General features: G+C 44.1%; 20 protein-coding genes. 4 read left to right on the forward strand and 16 right to left on the reverse strand.

The genetic code is table 11. The annotated features are described in order from the left end of the window. Positions 1-816 (forward strand): enoyl-CoA hydratase, encoded by an 816-nt coding sequence (locus tag ACS8FB_RS03015; RefSeq protein WP_439260941.1) that lies wholly within the window; start codon positions 1-3, stop codon positions 814-816. 58 nt (positions 817-874) lie between these two features. Here ACS8FB_RS03015 and ACS8FB_RS03020 read toward each other — a convergent pair whose 3' ends face one another. From ACS8FB_RS03020 to ACS8FB_RS03035, 4 genes are all read right to left on the reverse strand, one after another. Next, positions 875-2,035 (reverse strand): flavin monoamine oxidase family protein, encoded by a 1,161-nt coding sequence (locus tag ACS8FB_RS03020; protein ID WP_439260942.1) that lies wholly within the window; start codon positions 2,033-2,035, stop codon positions 875-877. Between the two features lie 70 nt (positions 2,036-2,105). Next, on the reverse strand, positions 2,106-2,810 hold the full coding sequence (locus ACS8FB_RS03025; protein WP_439260943.1) for a cupin domain-containing protein: 705 nt from the start codon (positions 2,808-2,810) through the stop codon (positions 2,106-2,108). A 111-nt stretch (positions 2,811-2,921) separates the two neighbouring features. Beyond that, complete coding sequence (gene arfB / locus ACS8FB_RS03030; protein ID WP_439260944.1) at positions 2,922-3,335, reverse strand: alternative ribosome rescue aminoacyl-tRNA hydrolase ArfB; 414 nt, start codon at positions 3,333-3,335, stop codon at positions 2,922-2,924. A gap of 99 nt (positions 3,336-3,434) precedes the next feature. Beyond that, positions 3,435-3,677 (reverse strand): hypothetical protein, encoded by a 243-nt coding sequence (locus ACS8FB_RS03035; RefSeq protein ID WP_439260945.1) that lies wholly within the window; start codon positions 3,675-3,677, stop codon positions 3,435-3,437. Positions 3,678-3,918: 241 nt separating this feature from the next. Here ACS8FB_RS03035 and ACS8FB_RS03040 point away from each other — a divergent pair, with 241 nt between their 5' ends. Beyond that, on the forward strand, positions 3,919-4,860 hold the full coding sequence (locus ACS8FB_RS03040) for an acyltransferase (protein WP_439260946.1): 942 nt from the start codon (positions 3,919-3,921) through the stop codon (positions 4,858-4,860). A gap of 276 nt (positions 4,861-5,136) precedes the next feature. On the opposite strand, the gene ACS8FB_RS03045 is transcribed toward ACS8FB_RS03040, so the two are convergent. From ACS8FB_RS03045 to ACS8FB_RS03080, 8 genes are all read right to left on the reverse strand, one after another. After that, the gene (locus ACS8FB_RS03045) at positions 5,137-6,681 is read right to left on the reverse strand and encodes an acetyl-CoA hydrolase/transferase family protein (protein WP_439260947.1); all 1,545 of its coding nucleotides are present in this window, start codon (positions 6,679-6,681) and stop codon (positions 5,137-5,139) included. A 212-nt stretch (positions 6,682-6,893) separates the two neighbouring features. Beyond that, positions 6,894-7,316 (reverse strand): tetratricopeptide repeat protein, encoded by a 423-nt coding sequence (locus ACS8FB_RS03050; RefSeq protein ID WP_439260948.1) that lies wholly within the window; start codon positions 7,314-7,316, stop codon positions 6,894-6,896. A gap of 269 nt (positions 7,317-7,585) precedes the next feature. Next, positions 7,586-8,632, reverse strand: a complete 1,047-nt coding sequence (locus ACS8FB_RS03055; RefSeq protein ID WP_439260949.1) for a histone deacetylase family protein — start codon at positions 8,630-8,632, stop codon at positions 7,586-7,588. A gap of 210 nt (positions 8,633-8,842) precedes the next feature. Continuing rightward, positions 8,843-10,267, reverse strand: coding sequence for an aldehyde dehydrogenase family protein (locus ACS8FB_RS03060; RefSeq protein ID WP_439260950.1), 1,425 nt, complete (start codon positions 10,265-10,267; stop codon positions 8,843-8,845). 63 nt (positions 10,268-10,330) lie between these two features. Beyond that, positions 10,331-12,673 (reverse strand): primary-amine oxidase, encoded by a 2,343-nt coding sequence (tynA, locus tag ACS8FB_RS03065; RefSeq protein WP_439260951.1) that lies wholly within the window; start codon positions 12,671-12,673, stop codon positions 10,331-10,333. Positions 12,674-13,021: 348 nt separating this feature from the next. Then, positions 13,022-13,783 carry an SDR family oxidoreductase gene (locus ACS8FB_RS03070; RefSeq protein WP_439260952.1) on the reverse strand — a complete coding sequence of 254 codons (762 nt, stop codon included), beginning with the start codon at positions 13,781-13,783 and terminating at the stop codon, positions 13,022-13,024. A gap of 310 nt (positions 13,784-14,093) precedes the next feature. Next, positions 14,094-14,876 carry an SDR family NAD(P)-dependent oxidoreductase gene (locus ACS8FB_RS03075; RefSeq protein ID WP_290188699.1) on the reverse strand — a complete coding sequence of 261 codons (783 nt, stop codon included), beginning with the start codon at positions 14,874-14,876 and terminating at the stop codon, positions 14,094-14,096. A 75-nt stretch (positions 14,877-14,951) separates the two neighbouring features. Further along, on the reverse strand, positions 14,952-16,757 hold the full coding sequence (locus ACS8FB_RS03080) for an acyl-CoA dehydrogenase (RefSeq protein WP_439260953.1): 1,806 nt from the start codon (positions 16,755-16,757) through the stop codon (positions 14,952-14,954). A gap of 170 nt (positions 16,758-16,927) precedes the next feature. Here ACS8FB_RS03080 and ACS8FB_RS03085 point away from each other — a divergent pair, with 170 nt between their 5' ends. Next, on the forward strand, positions 16,928-17,968 hold the full coding sequence (locus tag ACS8FB_RS03085; protein WP_439260954.1) for a GlxA family transcriptional regulator: 1,041 nt from the start codon (positions 16,928-16,930) through the stop codon (positions 17,966-17,968). An 81-nt stretch (positions 17,969-18,049) separates the two neighbouring features. On the opposite strand, the gene ACS8FB_RS03090 is transcribed toward ACS8FB_RS03085, so the two are convergent. The 4 genes from ACS8FB_RS03090 to speB all read right to left on the reverse strand — a co-directional run bounded on the left by ACS8FB_RS03090 (position 18,050) and on the right by speB (position 24,155). Continuing rightward, positions 18,050-19,456: a YjiH family protein gene (locus ACS8FB_RS03090; RefSeq protein ID WP_439260955.1), complete on the reverse strand. Its 1,407-nt coding sequence runs from the start codon at positions 19,454-19,456 to the stop codon at positions 18,050-18,052. Then, positions 19,446-21,230, reverse strand: a complete 1,785-nt coding sequence (gene dld, locus ACS8FB_RS03095) for a D-lactate dehydrogenase (protein WP_439260956.1) — start codon at positions 21,228-21,230, stop codon at positions 19,446-19,448. Before dld ends, ACS8FB_RS03090 begins: the two co-directional genes overlap by 11 nt. A 66-nt stretch (positions 21,231-21,296) precedes the next feature. Then, positions 21,297-23,015 carry a 5-guanidino-2-oxopentanoate decarboxylase gene (locus tag ACS8FB_RS03100; protein ID WP_439260957.1) on the reverse strand — a complete coding sequence of 573 codons (1,719 nt, stop codon included), beginning with the start codon at positions 23,013-23,015 and terminating at the stop codon, positions 21,297-21,299. A gap of 171 nt (positions 23,016-23,186) precedes the next feature. Beyond that, the gene (gene speB, locus ACS8FB_RS03105) at positions 23,187-24,155 is read right to left on the reverse strand and encodes an agmatinase (protein ID WP_439261294.1); all 969 of its coding nucleotides are present in this window, start codon (positions 24,153-24,155) and stop codon (positions 23,187-23,189) included. Positions 24,156-24,375: 220 nt separating this feature from the next. Between speB and ACS8FB_RS03110 the strand changes: the two genes are divergently transcribed. Next, complete coding sequence (locus tag ACS8FB_RS03110; protein ID WP_439260958.1) at positions 24,376-25,281, forward strand: LysR family transcriptional regulator; 906 nt, start codon at positions 24,376-24,378, stop codon at positions 25,279-25,281. Positions 25,282-25,423: the final 142 nt, after the last annotated feature.

A 25,423-nucleotide genomic window follows, 5' to 3' on the forward strand; every position in this document is an offset into this window, starting at 1 on the left:
ATGAATACTACAAATACAGACGCCCCCACCAGCGAGCCATTAGTTATCAGAGACGATAGCAAAGATGCAAGCGGCGTCGTCACTCTTACTTTAAACCGTCCTAAGCAATTCAATGCGCTATCAGTCGATATGTTATCCGCCATGCAAGCAGAGCTGGACGGCATCGCTCAAGATAGTAGTATTCGCGTGGTCGTCATTGCCGCGAATGGCAAAGCGTTTTGTGCAGGTCACAACCTAAAAGAGATGCGCGCACACTCAGATGAAGCATTCCACAGTGCATTATTTAAGCAGTGTAGTCAGATGATGTTGACCGTCAATCAAATGCCGCAAGTTGTAATTGCCAAAGTACAAGGCATTGCTACCGCCGCAGGCTGTCAACTGGTGGCAGCCTGCGACTTAGCGGTGGCCTCTAATGACGCTAAGTTTGCGACTTCTGGGATAAATGTCGGACTGTTTTGTTCAACCCCTGCCGTTGCCGTCAGCCGCAACTTGTCTCGCAAGCAGGCCTTTGAGATGCTAATCACGGGTGAGTTTATCGATGCCCATACGGCCTTGCAGCAAGGACTCATTAATCGTGTCGCGCCAGCGGATCAGTTGGATGCAACGCTGCAATCTTTAATCGATGCCATTACTGCCAAATCCTCTGTCGCGGTCAAAACGGGCAAAGATATGTTCTATAAACAGTTGGACATGGATTTAGCGGATGCTTATGAATATGCCGGACAAGTGATGACCTGCAATATGATGGCAGACGATGTGAGCGAGGGCATTGATGCCTTTATCGAAAAGCGCCATGCAGTATGGACGGGACGTTAATAGCTTCACCATTTAGAAGAACGCTACTTAATAACAATACTATTAATAAAATTAAAAACTACATCTTTTCAGGCAAGTTTTGTACCGCAAGGCTTGCCGCTTCAATAGCACCAGCAATATAACCAGAAAACTGTGGCGACCATTCACTGCCTATCCCCGTTAGGCAATCACTCCATACACCTGATATTGCCTTAGAAACAGGTGCCACCGCATGCTGACCATCACTACTTGCGTCGGCAGTCGTTGCGGTGAATTTATCTTGTGACCAGTCTTTCAGATACTCAGCTTTGGGCGTGTCTGCCTGCTCGCCAAATAGACGTACCAATTGCGCACGGCAATGTGCTTTTAACACATCTTCAGAGACGCTTTGGCGTACGGAGGCAGGTACTCCTATAAAGCCAAACAACGCACCCCTGCCACCCATGCTAGAGGCATCATGAATCTCAACCATTGGCCCTTGCGAGCTACGCGCGGCTCCCGAGAGACCGTGCTTGCGCCAAAAAGCCGTATCGTAAACGGCAAAATACTTGGCATGAGGCGCCATCCAAGTCGCTGTGTTGCGCCATTGCGTTATCATATCGGACGGTAAAGCTGGCTCAAACGTTATACTGTCTTCCACCAAACGAGGCGGTAGCGCCAGCAATACATGCTGCGCTCGCCAAGTCGTGAATTGCCCAGACGTGTCTTCGCTGGTTATCTCTATGTGCTCATCTGCTTTATGCAACCGACGTACAATTTGACTATTAAAAACACGTGAGGAATCAAGACGACGATATAAAGCATCAATCAATGCGGCCATACCACCGACTAGACGCATTGAAGGTGGCGAGCTTTTATAGCCTTGCATACGAACAGCAGGCTCGTTAGGAGCGTGCTCAACCATCATATCGCCCTCTTCAAACTGTGCAAAAGTCTCCAGCTGTAGTTCATTGACCAGATCGCTCAACTGCGACTGATAATCAGGCCAAAACCAAGAAGGTCCTAAATCAAAGCTATCTATCTCTTGTACACTATCAGAGCCAAGATGTTGTGAAGTCGGTCGCTCTAAGGCCGAATCTTTTAAAAGCTTACTAGCGAGAATGCGACCGCCCAAACTATCACGCGCTTCTAACAATATATAATCAATGCCTTTTTGCTCTAATAAATAAGCCGCATATAGACCACTCAAACCACCACCGATAATTGCTACAGGTACATTTGTTATATCTAATTTTTGCATAGAAGTTTTCTTTTTATTTTTCATTGAAAGCGCTTAACATCTTAAATTATGGATAACATGCTTTAGCTCATTAAACGTCTAAACCTTCGATATCTGCGCCAATGACGTGAGCAAGATGTCCAGTCTTAACATAGACCGTAGCGCCTTCCTCACCTGCTTTTATCTGTGGCTGCGCACCTGCGGGCAAGCGTAGCCAGCTATCTTGTTTATAGGTTTGGTCGCCTTCTAGCAGCGTACCTTCGACCACCAACAGCTCTGCGCCACCTGCCACTGTGTGAGTCATAAGATCTTTTGTAAACAATGCATCATCTGCGCTCAGCCGCTGCAAGCTCACCTGTTCACTATCGTTCAAAAATAAAGCACACACCTCACGATTGCCGATCCATTGCCAGTTTGTACTATCGTGCGTGTCGATAGCGACATGGCGCTCTTCAGATGGTGACATCTGTCGCAGCTTTACAAAGATCACCGCCCCTTCATCGCTATAAGGCGTATGGCCTGATGCTGGCGGATTGCGTAAATACCAGCCAGTGGGATAGTGCTTATCATCGGCAGAAAAAGTACCTGACAATACCAAAATCTCCTCGCCGCCCGGATGTTGATGATGCGGAAAATACGAATTAGGCGCATAACGCACAAGGCTAGTCGCCCGCGCCTTCTCCGCGCCTACGCGGTCAAGCATGACGCGCTCGACACCATTCTGCGGTGATTTAATCCATTGATGCTCTTCAGCCGTTAGCTCAGCTCGAGATGAAAAATCTGCATTAATTAGCATAGGATAGTGTCCAAATTCGATTTAATATGGCTAAGCGACTTAAAAATTTATACCAGTAGCACTTTTTAGTCGTTGTAACTTTTTTATTTAATACTAACTATAATAGCCCGCTTAATAATCAACCTTACCGCGCAATGCCTTGGTTTTGCCGCGCTGCGTCTTTTGATCGACGCGTTTACGCTTAGCATTTCTACTCGGCTTGGTTGGTCTGCGAGCTTTAGCGACTTGGGTAGATTGAAAGATGAAGGCTTTAAGACGTTCAAACGCGTCAATCTTGTTGCGCTCTTGGGTACGGTGTTGCTGAGCTTTGAGGACGAATATCCCCTCTTTAGTGATACGACTGTCTTTGCTATCTAATAAACGCTGTTTTTGGGTGTCATTCAGACTCGAGGCATTGATATCGAAGCGTAGATGAATAGCGGAGGAGACTTTATTGACGTTTTGCCCGCCTGCCCCTTGCGCGCGGATGGCGCTAATCTCGACTTCACTATCGCTTAAGCTGATGGTATTACTGATAAAAATCATAGTTGTCTTTTATTTCTTTTAAATAATTGGTTTTTAAATGCTTCTCTTCTATATGGGGCATGGTTGAGGATTTATAAATAGGGCGTTACTTCTAACATTTTATTGCATTGAACCAAGCATAGCGCCTATCACTAAAAGCGGAATTGACATCAGTATCTTAAAAACTGACGCTTTGCACTTTTCCCAGCGTGTAATAATAAAATATAAGTTGGCAAATGGAAGAAATAGATATAACAGACCCCAAAGTATGGATTCTTGAAAGGCAATAATAATCAGCTTAATCCCGTAGATAAAAGAGATGATGACACCGATAATAAATAAAACAATTCCTATGATCTCCATAGTTGCGCTCCAAAATAGTATTTCACTCAAAATGAATTTTTACTTCTTACGATAACTCAAACACTCGATTATGATAGCAGTTGAAATGCACCTACAATGCGCTCTCATTCACTCTCTGCTGCTATATTCATTATTTGTAACAGCCAGTCACACCGCCAGTGCTGCACAAGTATGTATATCTGCTAAAATTATGCCATGATGCTTATAATAACCAACAATAGACAAATAGAAAGGATTTGATATGCGCTTGGCATCCGTTTTTCAAAAAATGCACGACCGCACGCCCAAACTTGCCAAAGTAGTATCGCTCGCAACGGCGACGGGCGTTATCGCAGGGAATAGTTTTGCAGGTAGCATCCCTGTGTGGCTTATGGGTGCGACCAAAATGATTACTGGCGCAGCTATCGCTGACAAGGCGGTGATCAAAATCGCCAATCATTGGATTAATAGTAATAACGCTGTGATTGACATGGTGTTACCACAAAAAGACTGGCGAATTAGCTTACCTGATGATGTATATATAGACGGCAAATACCTACTGATTAGCAATCACCAATCTTGGGTTGATACCAGTATTGTTCAGTATATTAGCCAAGATCGCCTGCCTTTGACGCGGTTTTTTACTAAGTTTGAATTGTTATACATTCCTATCGTCGGTCAAACCTTTTATTTTTTAGATTTCCCCATGATGCGCCGGCATTCTAAAGCGGATATCGCAAAGAACCCTGCCTTAAAAGGTCAAGACCTCAAAGAAGCACAACGTGCCTGCGCGCTACTTAAAGACAAGCCCTTTACCTTGCTCAATTATCTAGAAGGAACGCGCTTTACGCCTGTTAAGCATGAGAAACAGCAGTCGTCCTACACGCACCTGCTTAAGCCAAGAGCGGGCGGTTTGGCGCTGGCTATCAATGCGTTGGGTGCCGAAGTAGACGGTATATTGGATATAACGATTGTCTATCCTGATGGCGTACCGACTTATAGTGACTTGTGGAAAGGCAATATCAAGCGCTTAGGCGTCGATGTCCGCTATATCGACATACCAAAGGGTTTATCTGTAGCTGTTCAAAATGGTGGTTATCAAGATGATGATGCCGTCAAAGCCAGAATGTTTGAATGGGTTGAGCATATATGGCGCGAAAAAGATGAGCGCATCACCAAGATGCTGGCTGACTTTAAAGGATAGAAGCCTGCAAGCCAGTTTTAATAAATAAAAAACACCTCTCAAAAACAGCATAGTGCTGCTGGGATAAATTTTTTGAAGCCTCTGGAGTGCAAAGCGCATAGCAAGCGAGGAAAATTTATACCAGCAGAACGCTATTTTAAGCGTATCTCTTTTATTGTGAACTGACTACAGCGATTTAGGAGCTATTTTTAGATATAAAAAAAACGCCTCTTATCTGATGACAGATAAGAGGCGTTAATACTATTTTACTGCTATAAATTTAGAACGATAAATCACTTATACCGCGAGGCGCATTTTATTGATACGCATATCACCCGTCTCAACAAAGCGCTGATGCCATGACAAAGCTTCATTTAAAAGGTGCGGGGTTTGTAAGCCACTGGCCTTAGCAGCACGCTCATAGTAATCTTGTAGCATTGGGCGATAGTCTGGGTGCGCACAGTTATCAATAATAAGCTTGGCGCGTTGACGCGGTGACTTACCACGCAAATCAGCAAATCCTTGCTCAGTCACCAAAAACATCACATCATGCTCAGTGTGGTCGTGATGCGATACCATCGGCACGATAGTAGAGATAGCGCCACCTTTAGCCGTAGATGGACTCACAAAGAATGAAAAATGCGAGTTACGAGTAAAGTCACCCGAACCGCCGATACCATTCATCATCTTGGTACCCATGATATGGGTTGAGTTGACGTTACCGTAAATATCCGCTTCAATCATCGCATTCATAGCAATGATACCTAGACGACGAATCACCTCTGGATGGTTGGTAAACTCTTGCGGGCGCAAGATAAGCTTGTCACTCAAAAACTCAATATTATCATTGAAACGCTTTAGCGCATCTGGGCTAAACGACAGTGCCGTAGCCGACGCTGACTTCATTTTGCCGCTAAGTACCAGATCAAGCATGCCGTCTTGTAGTACTTCGGTGTATCCCATCAGATCATCAAACGGGCTGTCTTGTAGACCCATTAATACAGCGTTTGCCACGTTACCCACACCAGACTGTAGTGGTAATAGGTTTTTTGGCAAGCGGCCTTTTTTGACTTCATGGTCTAAGAATTCAATGATTTGTGAAGCAATGGTCTTTGAGTTTTCATCTGGATCAGCAAACTTACTATTACGATCTGGCGCATCGGTCATGACGATACCGATGATCTTATCAAGGTCACACTCTAGGTACGGCGTACCGATGCGATCATCTGGCTTGACAATAGGAATAGGCTGACGGAACGGCGGCTCACCAAGGTCTGCTGGGATGTCATGCATGCCCTCTAGCATCATGCTTTGGCGCGAGTTTACTTCGATGATGACTTTTTTGGCCGTTTTGAGCCACTGGTTATTAGTACCAATGCCCATTGAAGGAATGATTTTGCCTTCTGGGGTGATGCCTGTTGCTTCAATCAAGGCAATGTCCATATCGCCATAGAAGCCAAAACGAACCTGCTGCTCAAAGTGTGATAAATGCATATCAACGTAGTGAGTATTACCAGCATTGATGTGGTTACGCATGGCAGGATCAGATTGGAACGGCGCACGAAAATTGATACAGTTGGCTTCTGCCAAGACACCGTCACAGTCATGAGCGGTGGAGGCGCCCGTTAGCATGCCGATGCCAAACGCTTCGCCACGAGCATGAGCGTCTTTGGCACGATTAGCGATAGCAGTTGGTACAAATTTTGGGTAGCCTGCCCCTGTAAATCCTGCGACCCCAAGCGTCATGCCGTTTTGTACAAATGAAGCGGCCTGTTCAGCAGACATGATTTTTTCACGCAAACCTTCATGACGGACGCGCTCTTCGTGATTGATTGAACCCATAGCAATATTCCTATTAACTTCCTTATTAAAAAAACCTCAAAATAATGAATACTAAAACAGACATGACAATGAGGTAAATCTGCAACGAACCCGCTAACACGTTTTCGTTGTCGCATTTTGGACAATTTTTCGACAAAAGGCAAGCAGGTGCGCTTAGGTATAGACGTTTAACTTTAAAATTAAAGCGGTTCAAACGCCCTTTTATATGACAGTTACTCTGCCGATAGCGTGGCAAGTAGCTTGTTTATCTCAGTCTTAAATTCTTTATCTTCAATTTTATTGGCACTGGTTTTGGCGTTTTTTAGATTGGTGAGAGCCGCGTCTTTTTGGCCCAATTCAATCTGTAACTCAGCCATAGAAAACGCAATTGATGCCATATGATCTTTTGAATTAATAGCAGTGGCTTTTTTGAGTGCTTTTTCATAAATGATAAGCGCAGCTTCTAAGTCTTCAGTGAAGTCAGCGAGCGTCTCCCATTGCTCTGGGTGGTCTTTATCGCTCTTCTCATTTTCGATGCAAAGATCTTTTAGCTGTGCATAGAGAGCGTCAAATGTTTCTTGATCATTTTTGCTATCGGCTTCTAGTAGCTTTTCGGCTAGCACATAAATGGACTTATATATTTTGGTATTAATCATGACTCGCGGACCCTTTATGCGACTAGATTGGATAAATTGCTGATGATTATAGCGTAAATTGACAGGTTGGATAAGCGTTATAAAGAATACTTGGCATTTATATGCCAAAAGATTTATTAAGTTTTAGGCGACCAATGGACAAATATACGACAATATGGAACAAGACACGATAACTGTTACCGTGTCCTTTATATTTTAAGTCGGGTTTTAATAAAGCCATCTTTATCAGATAACCAGTCAAACAGTCAGTCAAATAATCAGACAAATGATTAGCTATCTTCTCCTACTAACCCAGATAAAAACGCCTGTAAATTATGGTTGAGCTTTTGGATATAGTAGCCACCCTCTACCAGTACAATCAAAGGTTTGTTTAACGCTTTCATCTTTTGCGCCAATATCTTAAAGCCCTCTGTACTGACCTTACATCTCGCTTCTGGATCATCTTTGTAGACATCAAACCCTAAGACGTGGACGATGACATCAGGATCAAAGGTTTTTATAGTATCGATGGATTTATCGACATACTCAAAAAAGCCGTCCTCATCAGTACCATGCGGCATTGGGAAGTTGACGTTATAACCCTCTCCCTCACCCGTCCCTCTTTCAAACTCATGACCAGTGACACCCGGATAAAAATTAACGGTGTCGCCATGTACCGAGGTATATAAGACATCTTTACGCTCGTAGAATATCTCTTGAATACCCTGACCGTGATGCATATCGGTATCGATGATGGCTATTTTGGCGTATTTTTGTCGTAAGTGTTCCGCGATGATGGCAGCGTTGTTTAGATAACAGAATCCACCTGCTGCGCTCTTGCGTGCATGGTGACCGGGCGGCCGTGAAAAGCAAAGTTGTACATCGGTGTCATTGCTTGAGTCGCTATCATCGTTAAGCAAAGCCTCAGCTGCATTAAGCGCCGTTTGCGCTGACCAATAGATAGATATCCATGAATGCTCACTGATTGGCGCGCTATCATCGGCCTGATATTTGGCCGCTTTTGCCATGATGCCCAGTCCAGGATTGTCATACGGCACAAAAATCCCTGTCTGTACTTGGTCCCCTAAGTCCTCTTCTACCGCCATCCATTCGTCATAGCCATGCTTTAAAAACTCAACATAACCAAAGTCATGCACCGCTAAGATCGGTCCCATCCCGACCTCTTTGGCATTCGTCACCTCCAGTCCTAATGCCGCTGGTGCTTTTAACATCTCGACCATACGCTCTGGTATCTCTAGCGGCTCATGCATTTTTCCATACGAAAAGTAAGGCAGTGGTCTATGCAGACTTAAGTTTTCATGACTGTATATTTTCACTCTGTACACTCCATTGTTTATGACGCAGTCCATTTTGTATGATGCCATCATAGCCTTTCTTTATATGGCTAAAAGTCATCATATTATTATCACCAACCATTGAATATATGCCAGCGCCTAATCAGAGTCAAATACAAATAAAGACTCTATGCTGCAAACGTGACTACAGCATAGAATCTTTAATGACCCTTGTTATCAGTAAAAGTGGTTTTAAGATTTAAACGTCTGTACGGTTTGGATGAAGGTGAATTCTTTTAGGCCAGCTTCTCCAAACTCCACCCCAAACCCTGAGTCTTTCACACCGCCAAATGGCGCATCAGGCTGAATCATGGCATGGTTGTTGATCCAGACCGTACCGCACTCTAAGCGAGAAGCAATTTTCTGTGCCTTTTCGATATTCTGCGACCACACTGAGCCGCCAAGCCCCACTTGCAAGCGATTGGCGCTATCTATCGCCTCTTCTACATCGCTAAATTTAATAATAGGTAAAATGGGCCCAAATTGTTCTTCATCGACCAGCCTTGCCCCATCATTAATATTGCTCACGAGCGTGATTGGATAAAAATAGCCGCTCTCGTCCGTGACGTCACCGCCGCATAAGAAGTTGGCGCCGCGCTCTTTGGCATCTTTGGCAAGTGCTTTGACGATATTAAGCTGCTCTTGATTCTGTAGCGGTCCAAAGTCAGTATCTTCATCAAAGCCATTGCCCGTTTTCATGCTATTGGCCATGTTCGTTAAAGCTTCACATAGCTCATCATGCACAGATTCATGGACATAAAGGCGCTTTAGGGCAGCACAAGTTTGGCCATTATTAATAAAAGAGGTCGCAAATATCTTTGGCGCACAAGCAGCAATATCGGCATCTGCTAAGACAATACCCGCATCGTTGCCACCAAGCTCTAGTGTCAAGCGGGTAAGATTGTCAGCTGCGCTTTTCATAATGGCTTTGCCCGTGGGCGTCGAGCCTGTAAATACGATTTTTTGAATATCTTGATGTGACGTCATCGCAGCCCCAATTTCCCCTTCGCCAGTCACTATATTTAACACACCAGCGGGCAAAATGTCTTTAGCGATTTCACCGAATCGTAATACGGTCAATGGGGTCATCTCAGAGGGCTTCATGACAACTGTATTACCTGTCAATAGTGCAGGGATAATGTGCCAGATACCTATCAGCAATGGGTAGTTCCACGGCGTAATCGAACCTACTACCCCAAGTGGCTTGCGATGTAGCTCTATATGTGCGGTGTCGTTATCTTGAATGACCTGCGGCTCCAATGTCATACTGGCGGTCGCGCGTATCCAAGCGAGTGTGCCACCAAACTCAAAGCCTGCACCTAGATCTGCAAAGCCTTTGGTCGGCTTACCCTGCTCTTTGGTCAGTAGCGTCATCAGCTCCTCAGCGTTATCTTCGATAGCATCAGCAAGCTGCATCAAACGATCTCGGCGCTGCTCATAAGTCAATGCCGACCAAGTAGGGAACGCTGATTTGGCCGCTGCTACCGCATCATTCAACTGCGCAGTGGTAGCCTTTGGGCAACGAGCAATGACAGATTTGTCCGCTGGGTTGATAACGTCAAAATAGTCAGTGGTGCCAACACTTTCACCGTTGATAATTAAATTAAATTCTTTCATTTTTTTACTCTTATGGTTAGGGTTATGGCCTAATATTCTAAAGGCGTTTATTTACTTAGGTACTTATTTGCTCTCGCTTTCACCTTTATCTTGATTCAAATGCAGCGATGGCGTTTCATCAAAGAAATTCCACGGTTTGAGTAGCACGTTTACCCATTCTGTCGGCATGATAGGCCACTCTTCAGCACGGGCAATATGGGTGGTACCTGTCGTTAGCCACACCACCAAGTCTTTGTTATGAATGTTTTCATCGTCTTTCGTAAACGCCCCCAAGCCGGTATCTTTGTCAGAGCGATTGGGGTATTTGCCTTCTGGATATTGCTCATCTGCATCATAGTTGGTCACCCAAATCTGTTTATCCATAAAATTAAGACGATTGTATATCCACTCATCGTCAGCGAAGTTGGCGCCTTTTGCGATAGGATGAGTCCCGCCTGCAAACGGAATCATCTGATACGATACCGGATTTCCCATACGGTTCTCTTTGCTTGCATTACTGATTAGACGCACAGAAGCAGGATCGAAGTTTGCTTTGGCGGCCGTCTCGGTCACCACTGTGGTTTCGCGAGTCTCCATCGCACTAGTACGCGGCCCTCCGCGTGTATTGTCAGCGACGATGGGATCTATACGTTTGATATGATTGGTCTCGCCATCGACATCCATATCCAAACGGAAGTTATAGATATGCTGGTGCGTTGGACCGACGATATTATGATCAATCAACGTACCATAGCGAGTGTCTTCTTTGGCCGTTGGATCGTGCATGGTTTTTGCAAGTACGCCTTTAGCAGCCTCGATACCAGTTGCCCCAGCGTCGATACCGATCGTACCGTTTGGCTCAAACACCCAGTCAAAAATATAATCATAGTTACCTATCGTACTTATCCAGCGTACGACCAGCTCACGGCGCTCAGTACTAACGTTTTTTTGCCCCATTTCTTGATGTTTAAACTCAGGACCTGCATAGCGCTCAAACACTGCAATGGCATTCGGAATGGTATAAGGATTGCCTTGATAGTCTGGTAGCACAGCGTCAAGGAGTACCGCGTTTTCTGGTGCATCGACGTTCTTTTCTAGCGGCGAGGTCAGAGTTCCCATGCCGTATTCACCAGCATCAAGATAAGATTTAAAGTACCAGCCCATATCTGGATCGCCATAAGGCACGACCATACCGCCCAAGTTACCTTGATACATGATTTTGCGATCAACGCCTTTATCATTAAAAGTGACCGTACTAAGCTGTAGGCCTGTTCGACTGTCTAAACCAATATGAAACTTCCAGTTGTGCCATTCAACGTCTCGGCCAGTGATGGTATAGTTTTTGCCTTCTGGTTCGATGATATTTAATGGCTTACTAGTGACAATATCTTGATCACGACCATCGATTGGACGCGGGGTCATCGGTACGGGAATGACACTACCTTCCTCTATTTTAATGATTTTTTTCTCATCTAAATCGACCACTGCCACCAAGTTTTCGATAGGATGCGCCCAGTAGTTGCCATCGCCCACATCTAGATAAGAGACGATTTTAAGGACGCGCAGCTGCTGATCTAAATTGTCCTGATCACCGAAATATCCAACGGTCAGCGGCGTTCCGACAACCTTAGTCACATCATCTATACCATGTTTTTTTAACGCCACTTTGTATTCAGGGCTATTTTGGATGATGTCTTGTATGGCATAAAAATCATCTACCAGCACCATACCAAAGGTATCTTCTATCGCATTCCAACTGGTTAAGGCGTTTTTGTTTAAATTTGCTTCACCTTCAATGACCGTATTGCCTTTTAAAATGCTAAAGGTTGCCACTCGATCACCTTGGTAAGGCTTGTTTTCAGTGACATTACGCCATACTGCATCTTTATCAGGTTGTTTTAGGCGGATATCAGAAAACCGTAGATTGGTCTCGGTAGGCTTGGCTTTTTTGATAATAGCCAAAGTTTGCTCGATCTCCTCAGCACTTAACACATTGAGTGGATGCGGGCTTTGCTCTATCTTAAAAGTTTGATCCAAACCTGATTGTAAAATCTCATTTGCTAATGAATCAGGCACTAAAGCTTGACCATCTTTTATGATGAGCGGATTGGTGATTGCTAAGGACTGCCCGTTCACCATAGCAGTTTTGCTGTTGGGTTTGATTTGTACGCGGGTTGAGTTCTTAGTAATAGTATACATCTCAGCATAACTATCATATTCAACGTCTGCACCCGCTGTACTCATCGCCTCCTCGATCGGAACCATATTGACTTTGCCGCCATGAGCAAATGCTTGCGCGCTATATGCAAGCGCCAGACTAGCCACTAATGCAGTAAAAGTTGATTTTAATGCCCTAGTAGTGGGATTTTTACTGGTTTTGTTATTGAATTTTTGCTTATTATGAATGGGGGTATGAGCATGTATCATTGACGACTTCCTTATCGTATTGAGGTATAGAGATAGCATCTACTAACTCTGAGACGAATTCCATTTCGTACTTGGTAGTAACCGGTAGACAATAAAAGAGCTTAGTAAATACGCTACAAGCGACTCATTTTACGATCAAACCGTTATTTACTATAACAACAGTTATATTGCAGGACAATAACTCATCTCTATTTTTTATTAACGTAGCTTCACAGTTAATTTATTTATAAGTTTAGATCGCATAAGCTGAATATAGAGTATAAATATAAAAAAACCGCATGATATTAGCATCATGCGGTTTCTCTACCTTAAGAGCTGGCTCTATTATTTCAAACTACTCATTTACTATTAAGCAAGCATACCACCATCGACTACAACCGTAGCGCCCGTCGTATAGCTTGACGCATCAGACACTAGATACAATACCGTGCCTGCCATCTCGTCTGGATCGGCGACGCGTCCTAGTGGAATGGCATGTAGCGCCATCTTTAAGACTTTATCATTGGTAGTCAAAGCCGAGGCAAACTTAGTATCGGTTAGACCTGGCAACAAAGCATTGACGCGAATGTTTAATGGGCCACATTCTTTGGCAAAGGCTTTGGTCATGCTAATCACGGCAGCCTTAGTGATTGAATAGATGCCTTGCTTATCACCTGCCACCAAGCCATTTACCGATGCGGTGTTTAAAATCACCCCGCCGCCCTGCTCGCGCATCATCTTGCCTGCCGCCGTCGACATAAAGAAATAACCGCGAATATTGACTTCGACGGTCTTATCAAAAGCGCCTAGATCGGTATCTAAAATATGCCCATAATAAGGGTTGGCCGCGGCGTTATTCACTAAGATATCAATTTGACCAAATTCGCTTTTGATATGCTCAAAGATCGCATCAATCTGCTCCATCTCACCGACATGGCAGGCAAAGGCGCTGGCTTTATGTCCATCATCTTTGATGCTATCAGCGACGGCTTGGCAAGCATCAATCTTACGGCTAGAGACAATGACATGTGCGCCTCTAGATGCCAATAAACGAGCGATAGACTCACCAATACCACGACTAGCGCCAGTAACCAAGGCAATCTTGCCCGTTAAATCAAATAAATCTTTCATAGGTGTTCCTTTTATATTTGTAAAGTCTTAAAAGTAAATCTCATTTTCAACTATTTTAGTTTTTTGGCGTAGGCTGGGTTTTTAACCCAGCGTTTTACTTTTATAAATTTTCACAGCTGGGTTAAAAACCCAGCCTACAACTATTCCTTATATTTTGAATTAGCTATTCATTTTTCAATTTTTTATCGGAAATACTTAATAAGTTATAATCGAAAAACTGCAAACTCATTACAAGGCAGCCGAGCGTAGATAGTACAAATAGTACATCGAGCGAGGCTAACGCCGTAATGGTTTAGCAGTTATTTGATTATTAAGCCAACATGCCGCCATCGAGGGTAAACGCATGACCATTCATAAAGCTGCTTTCATCACTAGCCAGCCATGCAATCGCACCAGACACTTCATCGACGTCACCTAAACGGCGCATTGGGCTGGCTTTGATGGTTGCTTGTTGGGCACGCTCATCCATATTTGCCATAGTATTACGCACCATCGGCGTATCGATAAAGCTCGGACATACCGCATTAAAACGAATATTGACGCGCGCATATTCATGAGCCGCAGACTTGGTTAGCCCCATGACACCATGCTTAGCAGCGCTATAAGCTGATAATAGCGGCGCAGAACGCAGGCCTGCGATAGACGCGACATTAATCACATGACCGCCACCATCGGGTGCCATACAAGTAACAGCGGCCCTCATACAATGCCAAACGCCTTTTAGGTTGACGGCGATATTACGATCGAAATCTTCATCGCTTAGCTCATGCATGGGTGCTGGTTTATGATCGATACCAGCATTGTTTATTACCACATCGAGACCACCAAGCGTTTCCATGGCAAAGGCAAATAGCGCACGCACTTCATCGCCACTAGTGACATCGACCTTTTTAAAGACGATACTATTGCCAGCGTCCTGACCTTGCTTAGCAACAGCTGCACCCATCTCTTCTGCTAGATCACCAATGACTACTTTGGCCCCGCGACTGGCTAACAATAATGCACTTGCGGCTCCGATACCAGAAGCCCCGCCGGTGATTAAAATGCGTTTACCAGTTACGTCTGAGGCAATTCCATTTGTATTTAGCGTCATATTTTATTCCTTTAAACGTGTATTATTTTATCTGGTGTAAGTTTCTACAAAATGATACTACTAACCTTTCATTGGTTAGAACCATTCTGCTTGCATATCGGTACATACGGCATTGTCTTTATTTAACAGTTCAATATCGCGATTGATTAAGGGTAATTCCCAATCGATAAAGTATTTGGCTGCTTGGATTTTGCCTTTGTAAAAATTCTGCTGCTCAACATCTTGCGTCGTACTTAGTAGTTGCTCAGCTTTGCTGGCTTGGCGAATCCAAATCCAACTGACCACGATTGAGGCAAAGATATTCATCAATGCTTGTGCATTACCAGTCAACGTGATGGCTTTTTCCGTTTGCAGGATTTTGCTTAAATGCACCAATACCTCATGCAAGTGACTCATATAAGGCATCAATTTACCGGCGAGTTTGGCAGTCTCCGGTGTACTGATATTTTCCAAGTCTTGAGTGATTTCACGTTTTAGAATTTGAATACCAAGCCCTTTATTTTGCCATAACTTTCGGAATGACAAATCTAACGCTTGCACGCCATTTGTGCCTTCATGAATGGGATTGAGACGGTTGTCACGCCAAAACTGCTCGGCCTGATATTCACGCGTATAACCTGCGCCGCCCAATACTTGAATACCTAAATCATTGGCCTTTGGACCATACTCAGATGGCCATGCTTTGAGTACTGGCGTTAATAAATCTAATAATTCTGATAGCTCGTTTTTTAGCGTATCATCTTCACAGGTATTGATACGGTCAATCAGGTTCGAGCCGTATAAGCACAGTGAAATGCCGCCCTCACTGTAAGCTTTTTGCGCAAGCAGCATGCGTTTGACGTCACCATGCTGAATAATCGCCGTTGCTGCATCTTCAGGCTTATTATTCGGTGCGATTCTGCCCTGCGTTCTGTCTTTGGCATAATCGAGCGAATACTGATAACCACGATAGCCAATCATCGCCGCGCCAAAGCCAACCGCGATACGCGCTTCGTTCATCATCTTAAACATATAACGCAGACCAAAATGCTCTTCACCAATAAGGTAGCCATAGCACTCGCCTGCATCGCCAAAGCTCAACGCCGTAGAAGTCGCTCCTCGATAGCCAAGTTTATGAATGAGTCCGGTTAGATGGACATCATTACGCTCACCAACCGAGGCATCTTCATTTAAGCGATACTTGGGTACAGCAAATAACGAGATACCTTTGACACCACCAGGACCGCCCGGTACTTTGGCCAATACCAAATGCACGATATTGTCAGACAACTCATGATCGCCCGCTGAGATATAAATCTTGCTACCTTTGATTCGATAGCTACCGTCGTCTTGCTTGACAGCGGTGGTTTTGATATCAGCAAGCGATGAACCAGCATGCGGCTCGGTCAGTGCCATAGTGCCAGTAAATTCACCTGTTAGCATACGCGGCATAAAGGCATCTTTAATCTCATCACTGGCAAAATGTGAGATGACATTAATCGCGGCCGTGGTCAAAAACGGATAGGCAGTCGTCGATGGATTGGCTGCCATAAAATAGCCTGCCACCGCTGTCATGACGGTTTCGGGTAATTGCATCCCACCATCATCAAAGCTATAACGACCCGCGATAAAACCTGACTCACGAAACGCATCAAAGGCAACTTTTACATCGTCTATCATGCTGACTTTTTTGCCGTCAAACTGTGGTTCGTTTTTATCTGCCAAATGGTTATGCGGCAAAAACAAATCGGTGGCGATTTTATTGGCGGTACCCAAAACCGCATCAAAGGTTTCGCGGCTGTGTTCTGCAAATTTATGATGTCTGGTTAAGTCTTCAGTGCCCAATACATCATATAATTGGAACGGTAATTCAAAGTCATTGATAAGCGTATCTGCTGCCATAGTATTCTCGTTAACTTATTAAATTTGATAATTAATTGATAGTAATCTAATTTAACGCCGTACCGTATTGTCATTTATGACATAATTATGGTCAAATAAGACATACACAACATTAATTGTGAGAAATATTCAGTCGAAAATTTTATTTCTGATAAGTATAAAGAAAGGAAATGCTTGTGCCCTACTCTAAACCCTTTAAAGTCATTATTGTTGGTTTCGATGGTGTGCTCGGTAGCGTGCTCGCTGGGGCCCTAGATTTATTTTCGTTTACTGGGGTCAGCTGGCAACGATTCGCGGATGAGACGGTAGAGCCAAGATTTGATGTGCAGATAGCCAGTTTAGGCGGTGTCGATATCAGATGTAGCAACCGCTTAATCATGCAAGCGCATTGCGATATTAAGGATGTAATTGAGTGCGACTTATTATTAATTCCAACCATTGGCGATTCGATCGATAAAGTACTGAATCAGAACAGTGAATTAATTGTGCATATAAAGCGGCTTGCAACGACCAAGGCGGATATCGCCAGTAACTGTAGCGGCGCGTTTTTTTTGGCAAGGGCAGGCTTACTCGATGGCAAAGTCGCGACCACTCATTGGGGGTATGCCAATAAGTTTAAGACAGACTTTCCATTGGTTGATTTGCAAGAAAACCAGTTTGTTACGCAATCAAAAATCCAGTCAAAAAGCGAGTCAACAACCCAATCGGGACATATTTTTTGCGCCGCAGGCGGTAGCGCCTTTTATGACTTAGCCTTGTTATTGATAGAGCGTTACTGCGGCCGTGAGATTTCGACTCAAGTGGCCAAAACTCAGATCATCGATAGCAAACGTGGCAATCAAAACAGCTATACTAACGTGACTTTGCATAAGCCGCATGCAGACCAGCTGGTCAAGCAAGTACAAGTATTTATCGAAGAAAACTTTAAACAACCTTTACAGGTGAGCCATTTGGCAGCGATGGTCAATGTCACCCCGCGTACCTTAAACAGACGTTTTCAATCTTGCGTCGCGATGCGCCCGATTGAATACATTCAAGCAGTCAGAATTGAGCAAGCAAAGCGGTTGTTGGAATCAGGGAATGTGACGATAAAATCGCTGACTGAGCAAGTTGGCTACGATGACATCTCATCATTCACGCGACTTTTTAAGCGCGCAACCGAGCTGACACCAAAAGAATATCAAGAGAAGTTTTCACGCTTAGCGATTTGAGAGTTTTTTGAAAACATATGAATAGCAAAAAGCCGATCTGACTGACATCAAATCGGCTCTATGTTTGCTATAAATAAATTACTAGTACAGCAAATGTGCCACTGATGTAATAACCACCAAGCTAATAAGCGTACGAATAATAAAAATCATAAACAGCTCTAAAACATTAAGTTTAATGTTTGATTTCAAAATCAGCGCACCAACTTCAGACATGTAAATAATCTGCGTGATAGAGGCAGCGCCAACGACAAAGCGTGTCATTTCACTCTCAATACTCTTACCGACCAACGCTGGTAAGTACATATCAGCAAAACCCATAATCATAGCAGGAGCTGCTTTGGCAGCCTCTGGAATTTGTAACAAATCGAGCACAGGAACCAATGGCGCGGCAAGCCAATCAAACACAGGCGTATATTCAGCTAATCCTAGACCAATAGTACCGATTGCAAAAATAATTGGGATAAGTCCAAAATAGATATCAAACAAGTTTTTTACGCTGTTTTTAAATACACTACCCAAGCCTGGCATAGAGTGTGCGCGAGTCACTGCGCGGTTCAATGCCCACTGCGGCATACTATATTGCGCAGGAATGTCTTCATTCAACAAACATTTACCAGAATGGTAGGTGTCAGGCTTTAGTGACAATGGTGGTATGCGCGGCATAATAATCGCAGCAATAAAACCAGTCAAAGCGATGGTCAAATAAAAGAAGACAAAATTATTATCTACCCCAATGGTCTTGGCAACGACATAAGTAAAAGCAATAGAGGTTACCGAAAAAGTCGTGGCAATAATGGCTGCTTCACGCTGACTATAGTAACTCTTATCGTACTCTTGCATAGTCACTAGCAGACCGATAGAGGCTGCACCAAACCATGAGGACATTGCATCGACTGCAGAACGACCTGGCAGTTTGAACAGTTTAATAAATACTTTACTGGCCAAAGTTCCCAAAAACTCCATCAAGCCAAAGTCAGTCAAGAACGGTAAAGATAAAATGGCAAAGAAAAATAAAGGAACCAAAATGGGGACCAGATCTTCAAATATGACGCCGCCAGTATTCCGGTTAATAATAAATTCTGGACCTACTTGTAAAAAAATCATCCAGATAAATAGCGTACCTAAAAAACGTGCGACAAGCCATAACCAATCGACATCGAAGAGTTTTTTTAGTAAAGAATCTGGGTGTAAATTAGGACGCAATACTTTGACTGCAAGCGCGCCAATAAAAGAGGTCGTGACTATCGCAAGGGTAATATAAGCGACATAACTACCTAAAGCCGCCTGCAAAGCATCGGTTAATACACCAAGTAAAATCGTAACTTTACCATCCCATTGAAATGGAATAATAAATAGCGCAATACCAAGCGCTGAAAACAATAAAAACTTCCACAATGACGCGCGCCATTGCTCTCCTTGCGGCGTTTTTGAGTCGACAGCATCATTGCCTAAAACAGGCTGCTGCGACTTATTGATATTAACCGTCATTTGTTTCCTCCATGATAGGCGACACTCGCCAATTTTTCCATTTTGCTGTCCGACCAATTCCCGGATTAAGTGAATTGGTCGGATCTAGTTTTTTATAAAAAGAATGTAGTGCAGGTTTTGCAGTATAGACGTGGCCCACATTGTGCTCTGCAGGGTACTCGATATGGCGCTCATTGTAAAAATCTAGTAGCGCTTTTTTGAACTCTTTTACATCAACCGCAGGCTTTAATAGATAATCCTGATGCAAAACGTGACAAAAAAAATGTCCCAAATAAAAAGTTCTACTTACTTGCTGTTGTAAATGAGTCGGCAAAGACTCATCCCAATCTGTCGCATTTCTAGGCAGAGCGATATCAGTGGATAATAGCTCACCGAACGCTGTGTGATTGAGGTTATGATAGCGAAACATAGCAGCGGTGGCGGCACTACGAAACATCAATAATGCTTGTGCTTCATCCTTTGTACACAGATGCAATTTGCCTTGTTGTCGCTGTACATACTCACGTAAAAATGCTGTCGCAGCAGCAATGTCATTACTCTTATCATCATCATCCGCCACTTTTATAATTAAGTGATAACGGTACGAAAGTGACTGCTCAGCTAAGTTTTTTGGTAACGAGGCGGGCATAAAGATGGCTGCCATCTGTAGCACGCGATCAGGCAACGTTTTTGGCAGTCGCCATTTATCTAGATAATAGCTGATCTTTGCTTGTAATCGGTATAGCACCCCTATTTTGCTGGCTGGCAACTTGCGCATACTAAGACAAGTGTCGCGGCCATAGCGCAGGGTAATATCGTTGTAGTCTTTGTGCATATACTCTGCCAAGACAGGCAGACTCAGCGCGCTTTTTAGCCATTGCTTACGCAATATGGTTAAGGTATCCGCGTTATCGGTCGAGATATAAAACGTTTGTTCTTGGGCCGGCTTAGCAAATGTGGCGACCCTAACAGCGAAGACAATGACCTTACCTGCTGAGCCAGCAGCTTCATATAGACCGTTAGGGTCATTATTAAAACGAGCAGGCGTACTGGCTTTGTAGTCACGGACTTTATGCTGATAGTGATGGTTTGCATTACTTCTATTGATGGATGTATCACTTAAAGCGCTCAAGCTTTTGTCAAACTGTCCAGACTGTAAATTGCGCAGCTGCTGCTCTGGATGCTCACCTAAATCAATACCTAAATGATTAATTAACTCAAACTCACCATCATTATTACGCCTAGCAAACAATGCCATTTCAGTATAAGCAGGCCCACGTTGTACCAACATACCGCCTGAGCTGTTACAAATACCGCCAATCACTGACGCGCCAACACAACTAGAGCCCAATACCGAATGCGGTTCACGCCCTAATGGCGAAAGCTGCGTTTCTAGCTGCTGAAGCGTGGTGGCTGGTAACGCAATCACTTCTTTAGCATCGTTAAGCAAGTAGCTACCGGTCAATAACTGCATCGAAACCAAGACGACTGGTCGATCATAGTCACCGTACGGGGTTGAGCCGCCAGTCAGTCCCGTATTGGCCGCTTGAGCAATAATAATCACATCCGCTGCCGCACAAATATTAATCACGCGCCAAAGCGCTACTAAGGTATCTGGCGTTACTACTGCCTTGACGGCATCTGCGATATCTCCAGTCGCACCGTGTAGATAAGACTGTTGCTGACTGGGTTTGGTCATTACATTAGCCGCACCGACAGTAGCAATTAGATCCGTTAACAAACCCATTAACCGCTCAAGTCCTTCGTCTGACGCTTTTTTAACGTTTGATAGCATGGGCGTTCTTCCCTGAGCGACCAGTTTTTTATATGCCAGTTTCTTATACGCGTAGTGACCTTTTGATTAGCTAAAACAAGTAAAAGTCTTACCCATATTGATAAGAAATTCATCAGCTTCATCCACTTCATAAACGATAGGCTGGCTACCTTGAGTGTCTGTTTGTAAAGCATCTAGCAGTTGTTGTTTATCATTAATTCTGCGATAGCCTGCGCCAAATCCAGCGGCTAAATGCTCAAAATTAGGTGTTTTTATATTGACCCCAATCAATGGCAAACCACCCTCTTCCATATAACGACGAATCTCACCATAACCTTGGTTATTCCACAGTAGGACAATCAATGGCAGCTCAAGCTCAGCGGCGCAGATAAGCTCAGCAATGGTAAACTGAATACCACCGTCACCAATAAGACTAATGACAGGCGTTTTCGATCCAATCATTGCGCCAATTGCGGCAGGCAAACCATAACCCAACGTGCCAAATCCCGTCGATGAATTAAACCATTTACGGGTTGATAACGCCTCAAAGCCAAGATTGCCACTATAGACAGGCTGCGTTGAATCACCAACGAAGATGACATCCTTCACTTCATCACGAATGAGCTTAAGTAGTGCATTTTGACCAGCAAAGTCTGGGGTCATCGCTTCTATTAACGTCTGCTTCACCTCGGCTACGCGCGCTGCTGCCTTATGATCGAGATTGTAATTTTCTAAACGTGTACATAGCCCACTAATCGCCATCTGTGCATCAGACAATACGGCGATATCCGCTCTAAAAGGACGCTGCAACTGCTGAGCATCGCAGTCAATACGAATGAGTGTGCCGTTAATTTGGAACTCACCATTAAAGAATACATCGTAATCGGTCTCACCAAGCTCAGTACCGATCGCTAGTACCAAATCCGCCTCGCTAATCACGGCGCGACCAGCGTCCAATGACTGATTGCTACCCAAACTGAGTGCGTGACCAGGTGGCAGCAAACCTTTGGCATTGATGGTCAAAAATGTCGGGGCATCTATCAGCTCTGCCAATTTTTGCGCATCGTGATCGACGTCAACGCAACCACCGCCGTACAATACAACTGGATTCTTTGCGCGGTTTAGCTGCTCAACGATCAAATCAAGCTGCGCAGGATTGGGTAGCGGTCTTGTGACCTGCGGTAGTGCTAAAATCGCATCAGCTTGGTTTTTTGCACTTTGATCTATTTTAGGTGGCTTAGCAACATGACTGGCATCAGCGGTGATTACATCGATAGGCAGCTGAATATGGACAGGGCCTGGACGAGCGCCGTTAAACATGGCAAATGCTTCAGAGATGACTTTGGGTAGCGCCTCAGGTTGCCAGATGGTTTTACTCATAAGCGCAACCTTGCTGACCATACCTTGCTGATCGTGCAACTCATGCAAATGCCCTTCACCGCTTCCTGTGTCCTCAACTTTATTGACACTAGATATCACCAACATCGGGATAGAATCTGCTAACGCTTGTGCCATCGCAGTCATGATATTGGTCATGCCAGGGCCTGTGATAATAAAGCAAACGCCAACTTTACCAGACGCGCGGTAATAGCCGTCGGCCATAAACCCAGCGCCTTGCTCATGACGCGGGGTCACATGGCGAATATCGGTATTGGGCAAACCACGATATAGCTCTACCGTATGGACACCAGGGATACCAAATACGGTTTCAACTCCGTAATACTCTAACCATTGTACCAACAGCTCACCGCATGTCAGAGGTGAGGTTGTTGGCAGTGAAGAAGGCGCTTGCATTGATTGCGTCATGGGTCGATCATCCTAAAAAGGTTCGCTGAATATTCAGGCAATTATCAAAATTATCAAATCTGTATCTTGAAACAACCCTTATATTATTTATATATAAAGGCTGCTTGTTATAGAGACTATTTTGTCCAAACTGTTCTTTGCAGGACAGTTCAATCGAGATAAACGCTGCGATTAGTAGACTGCTTTGACTTTGTCGTCATAGCGCACACCTGGCAAGATACATAGCATCTCGAACAGCAAGTTCGCTGCTAACACAGACGTATTACCAAACGGATCATATGGTGGTGATACTTCTACTAAATCGCCACCAACCACGTCAAGGCCACGCATACCGCGGATAATCTCGATACCTTGCGTGGACGTCAAACCGCCAATTTCAGCCGTGCCTGTACCAGGCGCAAACGCCGGATCAATGCCGTCGATATCGAAACTTAAGTAAACAGGACCATCGCCAAGCTTTTCACGTACTTCTGCCATGAGCGGTGCAAGCGACTTGTACCAGCACTCCTCCGCTGGCACCACGCGAAAGCCTTGCTGAGTTGACCAATCGAACTCTTCAGCGCTATAGCCAGTACCACGCAAGCCAATTTGCACCACACGATTGCCATCGATTAAGTTTTCTTCAACAGCGCGGCGGAACGGAGTACCATGAGCGATTTTTTCACCAAACATATCATCATTGATATCCGCATGAGCATCGATATGCACCATGCCGACAGGACCATGTTTTTTGGCAAGCGCGCGTAAGATAGGCAGTGCAATGGTATGATCGCCGCCTAACGTTAATGGGATAGCATCGTGTTTAACGATTTTATCGGTATAGAATTGTTCGATAATATCGACGCTTTTTAGTAGGTTAAAAGTATTGATGGGTACATCGCCAATGTCAGCGACTTGCAAGGACTCAAAGGGCGCTGCACGAGTGGCAACGTTATAAGGGCGAATCATACGAGATTCATCGCGAATCTGTCTTGGGCCAAGTCTGGCACCGCTGCGGTTTGACGCCCCAATATCTAACGGTACGCCAACAAAAGCAACGTCTAATCCTTGAGCATCAGCTTGAGTAGGCAGACGCATCATCGAAGCAAAACCGCCAAATCTTGGCATCTCGTTGCCGCTTAATGGTTGATTGAATTTCATCATTCACATCCTTGTTTTATCTTATTTACGGTAGGCAATTTGTTATATGCTTTGACAATACCTAAATATCAGAGTACAGACCATGGTAAAATTTAGAAGTAAACTTCTAAATTTCCGTAGTAAGCTTGATTTGTTCGTCATTATCAGAAGTTTATCAAAAGTCAAAAACCGTATTTTATATTAAAAAATGAAAGAAATAGGCACTGGAGCATAATTCTTAATGTTAGATGAGCTGATAAAAATCGACATCAAAACCTTACGTAGCTTTATGGCTATTGTAGAGTGTCAAGGCGTGACAGCCGCACAAACTCGCTTAAATGTTACCCCTTCTGTCATTAGCGGTCATTTGACTCATTTAGAAGATCGTTTGGGTATGACGCTCTGTCATCGCGGCCGAGCTGGCTTTAAGCTTACAGAAGATGGTGCAGCGGTCTATGAAGCCTGTTTGAGCTTTACCGAAGCGGTTGCCAGCTTTCAACATCAATTGCATTATATTCGTCAATTAGACTCTGTTCATGGGGGTCACATTCGTTTGTGTCTCATTGATCAGATGCCAGCGTTTTTTTATGACGCGTTACAGCAATGCTTGTCCGCAAGCTATAGTAAAAATCCACTGATCCACTTCTCTATCGATGTGCAAAGCCCAGAGAGCATGTTAGACAAGCTTTTGAGCAACGAAAGCGACATTGGTGTGGGTTATTTTGGTAGCTTTCCTCCTCTATTAACTTTTCAACATGCCTTTGTTGAAAAACAAGTGGTCTGCTGTGGACGCAAACACGTCTTATTTGATGACTCAAAAGGCCTGACTTTTCATGAACTAGAACAAAACTACTCATGGATCAAACGGGGTTACATTACTGAGCACAGCATTAACCATATCCAGCCTAAGACGTTGAGTGCCACCACTTATCATATGGAGGCGACAGCGCAGCTGATTCTTGCAGGTCATCACGTCGGTTACCTACCAAATGATTTGGCAAAGCGTTATGAGGGAATGGGGCTGATGAAAGTTTTATTACCTGACGAGGCAAGCTATGAAGTGAGTCATCACTGGGCTTATCGACAAAACCTACACAAACAAGTCAGTACTTTTTTGCAACAGATGCTTAGGCTATTGGATAAGTAAACACCTTAGTTTTGTAAACTTGTATTTATCAAAATTTTGCTGGTAAACCGTTTTTTATAAATATGTAGCGTATAAAAACCAAAAAAAAGGAGACAATATCAATATTATCTCCTTGTTCTATACAATTTTTATAAACAGACAG

This window comes from Psychrobacter sp. 1U1 (assembly GCF_051847535.1).
Taxonomy (GTDB): Bacteria; Pseudomonadota; Gammaproteobacteria; order Pseudomonadales; family Moraxellaceae; genus Psychrobacter; species Psychrobacter saeujeotis.

Bases quoted from the DNA above. Each gene is read 5' to 3' on its own strand.
- ACS8FB_RS03015 (WP_439260941.1), top strand. From the start codon at position 1: ATGAATACTACAAATACAGACGCCCCCACCAGCGAGCCATTAGTTATC.
- ACS8FB_RS03020 (WP_439260942.1), bottom strand. From the start codon at position 2,035: ATGCAAAAATTAGATATAACAAATGTACCTGTAGCAATTATCGGTGGT.
- ACS8FB_RS03025 (WP_439260943.1), bottom strand. From the start codon at position 2,810: ATGCTAATTAATGCAGATTTTTCATCTCGAGCTGAGCTAACGGCTGAA.
- arfB (WP_439260944.1), bottom strand. From the start codon at position 3,335: ATGATTTTTATCAGTAATACCATCAGCTTAAGCGATAGTGAAGTCGAG.
- ACS8FB_RS03035 (WP_439260945.1), bottom strand. From the start codon at position 3,677: ATGGAGATCATAGGAATTGTTTTATTTATTATCGGTGTCATCATCTCT.
- ACS8FB_RS03040 (WP_439260946.1), top strand. From the start codon at position 3,919: ATGCGCTTGGCATCCGTTTTTCAAAAAATGCACGACCGCACGCCCAAA.
- ACS8FB_RS03045 (WP_439260947.1), bottom strand. From the start codon at position 6,681: ATGGGTTCAATCAATCACGAAGAGCGCGTCCGTCATGAAGGTTTGCGT.
- ACS8FB_RS03050 (WP_439260948.1), bottom strand. From the start codon at position 7,316: ATGATTAATACCAAAATATATAAGTCCATTTATGTGCTAGCCGAAAAG.
- ACS8FB_RS03060 (WP_439260950.1), bottom strand. From the start codon at position 10,267: ATGAAAGAATTTAATTTAATTATCAACGGTGAAAGTGTTGGCACCACT.
- tynA (WP_439260951.1), bottom strand. From the start codon at position 12,673: ATGATACATGCTCATACCCCCATTCATAATAAGCAAAAATTCAATAAC.
- ACS8FB_RS03070 (WP_439260952.1), bottom strand. From the start codon at position 13,783: ATGAAAGATTTATTTGATTTAACGGGCAAGATTGCCTTGGTTACTGGC.
- ACS8FB_RS03075 (WP_290188699.1), bottom strand. From the start codon at position 14,876: ATGACGCTAAATACAAATGGAATTGCCTCAGACGTAACTGGTAAACGC.
- ACS8FB_RS03080 (WP_439260953.1), bottom strand. From the start codon at position 16,757: ATGGCAGCAGATACGCTTATCAATGACTTTGAATTACCGTTCCAATTA.
- ACS8FB_RS03085 (WP_439260954.1), top strand. From the start codon at position 16,928: ATGCTTGTGCCCTACTCTAAACCCTTTAAAGTCATTATTGTTGGTTTC.
- ACS8FB_RS03090 (WP_439260955.1), bottom strand. From the start codon at position 19,456: ATGACGGTTAATATCAATAAGTCGCAGCAGCCTGTTTTAGGCAATGAT.
- dld (WP_439260956.1), bottom strand. From the start codon at position 21,230: ATGCTATCAAACGTTAAAAAAGCGTCAGACGAAGGACTTGAGCGGTTA.
- ACS8FB_RS03100 (WP_439260957.1), bottom strand. From the start codon at position 23,015: ATGACGCAATCAATGCAAGCGCCTTCTTCACTGCCAACAACCTCACCT.
- speB (WP_439261294.1), bottom strand. From the start codon at position 24,155: ATGAAATTCAATCAACCATTAAGCGGCAACGAGATGCCAAGATTTGGC.
- ACS8FB_RS03110 (WP_439260958.1), top strand. From the start codon at position 24,376: ATGTTAGATGAGCTGATAAAAATCGACATCAAAACCTTACGTAGCTTT.